7 protein-coding genes are annotated in these 6,000 nt (G+C 64.2%); 5 read left to right on the top strand and 2 right to left on the bottom strand.

Annotated features, from left to right (window positions below; translation table 11 throughout):
* Positions 1-17: 17 nt before the first annotated feature.
* The 3 genes from HUA78_RS44870 to HUA78_RS47935 are packed head-to-tail and all read left to right on the top strand — an operon-like array spanning position 18 to position 3,612.
* The gene (locus HUA78_RS44870) at positions 18-1,271 is read left to right on the top strand and encodes a hypothetical protein (protein ID WP_371745821.1); all 1,254 of its coding nucleotides are present in this window, start codon (positions 18-20) and stop codon (positions 1,269-1,271) included.
* Positions 1,261-2,859, top strand: a complete 1,599-nt coding sequence (locus HUA78_RS44865) for a Tox-REase-5 domain-containing protein (RefSeq protein WP_174479023.1) — start codon at positions 1,261-1,263, stop codon at positions 2,857-2,859. Before HUA78_RS44870 ends, HUA78_RS44865 begins: the two co-directional genes overlap by 11 nt.
* A gap of 30 nt (positions 2,860-2,889) precedes the next feature.
* Complete coding sequence (locus HUA78_RS47935; protein ID WP_174479022.1) at positions 2,890-3,612, top strand: immunity 52 family protein; 723 nt, start codon at positions 2,890-2,892, stop codon at positions 3,610-3,612.
* 287 nt (positions 3,613-3,899) lie between these two features.
* On the opposite strand, the gene HUA78_RS44855 is transcribed toward HUA78_RS47935, so the two are convergent.
* The gene (locus HUA78_RS44855) at positions 3,900-4,157 is read right to left on the bottom strand and encodes a tyrosine-type recombinase/integrase (RefSeq protein ID WP_174479021.1); all 258 of its coding nucleotides are present in this window, start codon (positions 4,155-4,157) and stop codon (positions 3,900-3,902) included.
* A gap of 13 nt (positions 4,158-4,170) precedes the next feature.
* On the bottom strand, positions 4,171-4,551 hold the full coding sequence (locus HUA78_RS47075; protein ID WP_254624241.1) for a hypothetical protein: 381 nt from the start codon (positions 4,549-4,551) through the stop codon (positions 4,171-4,173).
* Between HUA78_RS47075 and HUA78_RS47930 the strand changes: the two genes are divergently transcribed.
* Both HUA78_RS47930 and HUA78_RS44840 read left to right on the top strand, forming a co-directional pair.
* On the top strand, positions 4,496-5,023 hold the full coding sequence (locus HUA78_RS47930) for a CAP domain-containing protein (RefSeq protein WP_371745820.1): 528 nt from the start codon (positions 4,496-4,498) through the stop codon (positions 5,021-5,023). The two genes, HUA78_RS47075 and HUA78_RS47930, sit on opposite strands and share 56 nt — an antisense overlap.
* 548 nt (positions 5,024-5,571) lie before the next feature.
* The gene (locus HUA78_RS44840; protein WP_174479018.1) at positions 5,572-5,835 is read left to right on the top strand and encodes a hypothetical protein; all 264 of its coding nucleotides are present in this window, start codon (positions 5,572-5,574) and stop codon (positions 5,833-5,835) included.
* Positions 5,836-6,000 lie beyond the last annotated feature (165 nt).

The raw sequence follows: 6,000 nt of genomic DNA, 5'->3' as shown, positions 1-6,000 counted from the left end.
CGACCGAAGCCGCATCAGTGCCGGACGTCGTTTCGGTCGACCCCTCCACGCGCTGGGCCTCCCTGCTGCGAGTCGAGGCGTCGGCATGGTCTCTGCTGCCCCGTGCGGGAGTGGGGACTGACGAGGGCTTCGTGCAGGTCGAGCCCACCGTCGTCTTCGAGCGCGGCCCGGAGTTTGGCGTCAACCTCGGGGCTCCGGTGCGGTTGCGTCTATGGGGGCCCGAAGGGAGCGGTGTCGTTCGGCGCGAGGATTGGGACACCCTCTCTGACTGGGGGCAACTGGTGCGCAGTCTCAAGCTGGGCTCGGACAATGCGCCGTTGGGCATCTGGTTCGGCAAGCTCGACAGCTACAGCCTGTTGTCGGGGCACCTTGTCCGGCGCTACTCCAACCGCACCAATCCCGACTACCACCCGGCCGGAGGCTTCCTCACGGGACGGCTGGGGCCCGTCTACACAGAGGCATTCGCCTCGGACGTGCTGGGCGCGCGGTTGACGGGGGCTGAAGTCGAGTTGGACGTGGAGCATCTCCTCTTCGGCAAGCCGGAGCAGAGGCAGCGCTACACGCTGGCGCTGTCCGGGGTGCATGACTGGGGACGTGCTGGTGGCGGTGCGTCCTCGGTGACGCTGGTGCACCTGGACGCCACGGCGGTGGTGCTGGTGCGTCCTGGGTTTGAGGCACACGTCCTCGCGGGCTGGGGTGGAAGGCCCGGAGAGGGCGGCGCCTGGGGCGCTGTAGTGGGGGTGGGCGCGGACGCGGTGACTCCAACGCTCGACATGGTGTTGCGACTGGAAGTGCGTCGCCAGCAGGGTGGCTTCCGACAGGGCTTCTTCGGGCCAGACTACGAGTTGGCGCGCTTCCAGGCGGCCGGCTTTGACGGCGTTCCGGTCGCGGGTGCCCCCTTCTCGGCGGGCTACTCCGTCTTTGGTGAGGCGGAAGTGGGCTGGGATGCCGTCAGCTACGGGGGCCTCTACAAGCACTTGAAGCTGTCGCTGGGCGCGGAAGCCTTCTCCTGGGGCCGCTTCGACGTGGATGGGCGCGTGGCGGTGCAGCTCTTCGAGCGCAGCTTGGAAGTGGCGCTGAAGGGGCTCGCTGTCGGAGCTGGGAAGCCGGGGGCTCGCTACCTGGGGGCGGCGGAAGTCCGCTGGCGTTTCCTGGGAGGGAAGTTCTACGCGCTCGGGACGGGCGGCACGCTGCTGTTCCCCACGACCGAAGGAACGTTGCGGCCTGGCGCCTTCGCATCGGTGGGCCTGGGGGTGGACAATGCGCGCTAACGCCCTGCTTCTTGCCGTGGTCCTGCTGGCCACGGGATGCGCCTCCGTGTCGCTCTCTCCCGGGCATGGTGGAACCCTTCGCTTCGCGCCGCACGGGATGGTAGGGGTGTCCCTCGGAAAGAGTGCGAGTGGAGAGCCTCGCCGTGTCCTGGCCTCCGACGAGTCGAACGAGGCCGCGCGCTTGCGGCATCGTCGGGGCTCGCGCGATGGGGCGGCGCAAGAGGCCATGGGCAATGCTCGCGGCACTTCCGCACGTCAGGTCTCAGGGGCGGATGCCTGGGAGAAGCTGCTGACGGATGCCGGGCTGGAGGACAGGGACGAGCGGCCCGTGGTGGGCAGCTCGCTCACTCCAACGCAAGCGGCAGGGCTGCTGGAAAGGCTGCTGGGCAAGGACGTGACGCTGGGTCAATTCCCGGCCCGAGTCGCGGTGGGGTTCGTGCTTCGCGAGGTGCTGGGTTCGGCCGAGGTGTCGCGCGCCGAGCTGGTGCGGCGGGTTGAGCGCTTCAAGCATCTGGCGGTACTTCGGCCCGACGGGTGCCTCGCGTGGGTGCGCAGTGGCAGGACCCAGCAGCGAGTGGCTCCAGTGGAGTGGAAAGAAGGGGCCTTCCGCGCGCACGGCTTCGAGCTGGGTCGCTTCTACAATGGGCGCACGGGCGTCTTCCGTTTGCTGGACGACGAGCTGCGGGAGGTCAACGGCTTCGCCATCGCGGACGTCCACGACGATGCCGACGTCATCAGTCGCACGCTGGATGGGGCCGAAGAAGCCTTCGTTGGACTGGCCTTGGCGGTGGGGCAGTTCTTCTCGACGTCGCCAGCGGACAACCTTGCGGCACTCCGTCAGATGCCCGAAGCCGTGGCGGCGCTGCTGGAGTCGTCACCCGAGTACATGGAGCGCTTCCAGTACATGACGCGCGGCGAGCAGATTCAGTCCGTCTCCAAGCTGGTGACGAACATCATCGCCACTTGGGGCACGGTGTCATCCGCAACGCGCACGCTTCAGGGTGCGTCGCTCGCAACAGCCGAGGTGCCAGTGCTGTCGCTCTCGGCACAGGGGGCGCTCGCGATGGAGCGCGTAGCGGTGCCGGTGGGGCGCGCGGCGGCGGTGCTGAGCGGCGGGCCAGGAGCCGCCATCATCCTCCAGCGTGCGGCCACGGCGGCGAAGCAGGGGGGACCTTCCAAGGGGCCCGGCCAGTGGGGGCCTGCCAAAGAGTCCATGTCCCCCCGTGCGCGGCGCTACCAGGAACAGATCACGGGGCACACTGCCGACGAGGCATACTGGGTCGGAGGAGTCGGCAGAGACAGCGGAGGAGTGAAGTTCGATGGGTACGAGAAGCGCGTGCTGCTGGAGGCGAAGGGACCGGGCTATGCGAACAAGTTCCTCGACAACCTCAAGCCGAAAATCTGGTTTGAAATGTCGGGAGCCAAGAGTCTCGTTGAGCAGGCGCGGAGGCAGCTTCGAGCAGCGAAGGGAAACGGAGCTTCGATCCGGTGGCTCATCGCAGAGGAGAAGACGGCCGAAGCCATCCGACTGCTGTTCCAGAAAGAGAAGATCTATGGCATCGACGTGGTCCATGTCGCAGCCCAATAGGTATGGTGCCAATGCCACAGGGCATTCACCATGAGTGAGACATACTTTGCCGGAGCATACTGGGGGGCACGAAAGGAGACTGCGGAGGAGTGCGCCCGACGTGCAGAGGCATTCTTCTCCACCCTCCGGGAGGTTGACTCGTCATTTTCCAACTGGTTCCAGCAAGGCAAGTCGCGCAAGGACGCGCTCAAGCGTCCAATCGAACCGTCTCGCACTTCGCTGGAAGAGATTGTCCGCCGAGGCCGGGATCGTGTGTTCGAGGATCTGGGATTCCGCTTCAGCGCTTGGAACGGTGCGCACGATGACTATGACGGAAGCTCCTTCAACGTGACGTGTGGCGGGTTTACCGACGTGGTGTGCAACAGTTGTGTGTTCGACCTTCCAAGCCGGGGACCAAATGCCGAACGCGTTTTGACTTCAAAAGTCATCTCTCGTCTTGTGCGGAGCATGGCTATTGCGTGGGAGCCCGACTCGGCTGTCGGCATGTCGTCTTCCCATCTTCAGATGATCGACAAGGGCATCCCCTTTGCTGTCCTTCCTGGGTGGGTGACGTACCTCGCGCAACATCGAGGCACGGTGCCGCCCCTCCCAGCCCCTGTGCGCATTGAACCCGTGGAGGACAAGGGCACTCTGATTGTCCTCACCCCCGAGCGCTTCACGGCCAGCAACCCGGAGCATGTGGCGCTGGCTGAGCGGGTGCGAGAGCTGCTGGACCGAGCGGGGCTGTTGAAGCCGCTCCAGGTCCAACCGTAGGAACTAAGAGGGGCCGAGTTACCTGTCGCTCGGCCCCTCTCTACTCCTCCTGGAGCCCTGCGCTGGCAGGCCCCGCCATGTTGCACGTATGTCGCACGAGCCTGCGGAATGCATCGGAACAGGACGGGATGGAAGGGCACGAGGCGGGAATCAAAAGTTGAGTCGTTCCGGACGGTTACGAGGTAAGGGCGCGATTCTACTGGGGGTTTCCCACCGTCTGGAGCGGGTTCGATTCCCGGCTCGTGCACTTCTAACTGGCGAGAGTCGTTGAGGAAATTCTTCCGATTCTAGCCAGGTGCCCCCAATGTGCCCCTCGGACGCTGCTCCAGCACGCGAACCGCATCCTTCTTCACGTCTGGACTCAGGTGCGCGTATCGCATCGTCATCTCAATGGACGCGTGTCCCAAGAGTTCTTGCACGGCTTTGAGCGGCACTCCCCTCATGGCCAGATGACTGGCGAAGGTGTGTCGCAAGACATGCCATCCGATAGTCCGTCTCGGCCCCTCTCCGAACCTCACCCTGAGCGTGCAGGAGGTGGAGCGCATCGGCTGAGCCCTCTCACGTGATATCTACCTTGACGCTCACCGCCACCTCGATTTCGTCGGCGAGTTGCCCCTGTCGATGTCTGTTCCGCATGCTCTTGGCTTCAGGCTGGCTGATGCGACGAAAATCAGGAGTATACTCACACGGGGAGACAAATTCAGGGAACAGGTGTAAGGTTTCGAGTACTTCTTGTTTTGAAGGAGTCTTGCTTATGAACTCTTGCAATCGTGCCCTCGTTGTTCTGCTGTTCTCTGGCTTGCCGGGCATTGCTTGGGCAGCCGCAGCGTGTGTTTTTGAAGGGCGGGAAACTGTTTGTGGATCGACGACGCCGTCTATTTGCTTGAAGCCCGATTCGAGTAAGTCGATAAAAGCACTTATAGCGAGCGAGTGGGCCAAGGAGTGGGTTGAGGCGCACAATCGAGTTCGTGCGTCGGTGGTTGATGCGAAGCCTCCGTTGCCGAAGGTTGTCTGGTCCGACGAACTGGCTCAGGCTGCTCGGGGCTGGGCTTCGCAATGTAAGTTCGCGCATGACACGTGCCGAGTCACCCCTGGCTTCTTGAGTTATGTAGGGCAGAATTTGTATATGAGTGCATCCAGCGACCCGAATAGCAAAGCTACTACTGCGCTTGTGTCTCAGGCAGTCAATGGTTGGGGGAACGAGCGCAGGTTTTTTCCGCTGAGCAGCATCAATCCTTTTGTGTTCGATGCTGCTTATGGCCACTACACGCAGTTGGTCTGGCGCAAAACAACGGCCATTGGCTGTGCAGTCGCGAGCTGCTCCAGTGCCAATCAGCCCTTGGCGGTGTCGCATATCGTTGTGTGTAATTATGGTCCCGGTGGGAATATGGTTGGCGCAAAGGCATACTGAGGCGTTTGTGGGGAACGACGTTTCTGCCAACCTTGCACCCCGGTATCACGAGCGGCAGCAGGAGGTCGACCGGGGTCTTCCCGTGCACCACGCCGATAGGGAAGAGCCCGCCACCTGCGCTCGCGGCTTCCAGGAGGGAAAGGCGCTGGATGGGTAGCAACGAAGACGGGCACCCCTTCCCGAGCGTCTGGCAGGTGCAACGAGTCTCAGGCGGCTCGCGCAGGCGGTGAGCGTCAAGGTAGATGTCGCGTGAGAGGGTTCAGCCGATGCGCTTCACCTCCTGCACGGCCGGGGTGAGACTGGGCGAGGGGCCCAGGCGGACGGAGCCCGCGGGAGTCCAGTTGCGCGTGACGCGGCTCCAGCGCTCCGGGTGACGGGATTGGGCGCGCTGGTACACCTGGTGGCGTCGCGCCAGCAGCGAGGCCTCGCGACCGAAGTGCCTGTCGTCGGGCGTGACGAAGCGGATGGCGGAGTGAAGGTGCTCGGTGTTGGTAAGCGACCGACGGCCGACGTCCTGAACTGGGGTGGACCCGCCGGTTCACTCCGGCATGCGACGACCCAATCCGGATGAGTGGAAGCAGTTGGTAGAAGAGTTCGAGGCGAGCGGGCTGACGCAGAAGCAGTTCGCGACCAGGCATGAGGTCTCGCTCAGCGCCTTCCAGTACACGCTGTACAAGAAGCCGAGGTCCGCACTGGGGCGGAGGCCCGAATCGACAGAGAGGCCACGGGGGAGGTTCCTTCCCGTGGAGGTGGTCGCGTCCCCCGTGCGGCGCTACCACGCTGCGTGCCCCAAGGCACGACCCACGGCCTGAGGCCAAGCAGCCCCCTCACATCGCTGCCGTGTCGCCCGTGCTGCCACTCTCCGTGGCAGGGGTGGCGCACGCGACTGGCAAAGCGATCAGCAGGGTGCGGAAGGGCCGGGACGAAGCTCACGGCGGCGCCCGGCCCGAGGGAGTCGTCGAGGTTTGGCGCATCGC

Origin of the sequence: Myxococcus sp. CA033 (assembly GCF_013336625.1) — a bacterium.
In the GTDB taxonomy this organism is placed as follows: domain Bacteria; phylum Myxococcota; class Myxococcia; order Myxococcales; family Myxococcaceae; genus Myxococcus; species Myxococcus llanfairpwllgwyngyllgogerychwyrndrobwllllantysiliogogogochensis.
The sequence above is the reverse complement of the archived record's forward strand: the minus strand, read 5'-3'. Positions and strand labels throughout refer to the sequence as shown.

What these genes read in the sequence shown, in the direction of transcription:
- HUA78_RS44865 (WP_174479023.1), top strand. Translation starts at nt 1,261, where the DNA reads ATGCGCGCTAACGCCCTGCTTCTTGCCGTGGTCCTGCTGGCCACGGGA.
- HUA78_RS47935 (WP_174479022.1), top strand. Translation starts at nt 2,890, where the DNA reads ATGAGTGAGACATACTTTGCCGGAGCATACTGGGGGGCACGAAAGGAG.
- HUA78_RS44855 (WP_174479021.1), bottom strand. Translation starts at nt 4,157, where the DNA reads ATGCGCTCCACCTCCTGCACGCTCAGGGTGAGGTTCGGAGAGGGGCCG.
- HUA78_RS44840 (WP_174479018.1), top strand. Translation starts at nt 5,572, where the DNA reads ATGCGACGACCCAATCCGGATGAGTGGAAGCAGTTGGTAGAAGAGTTC.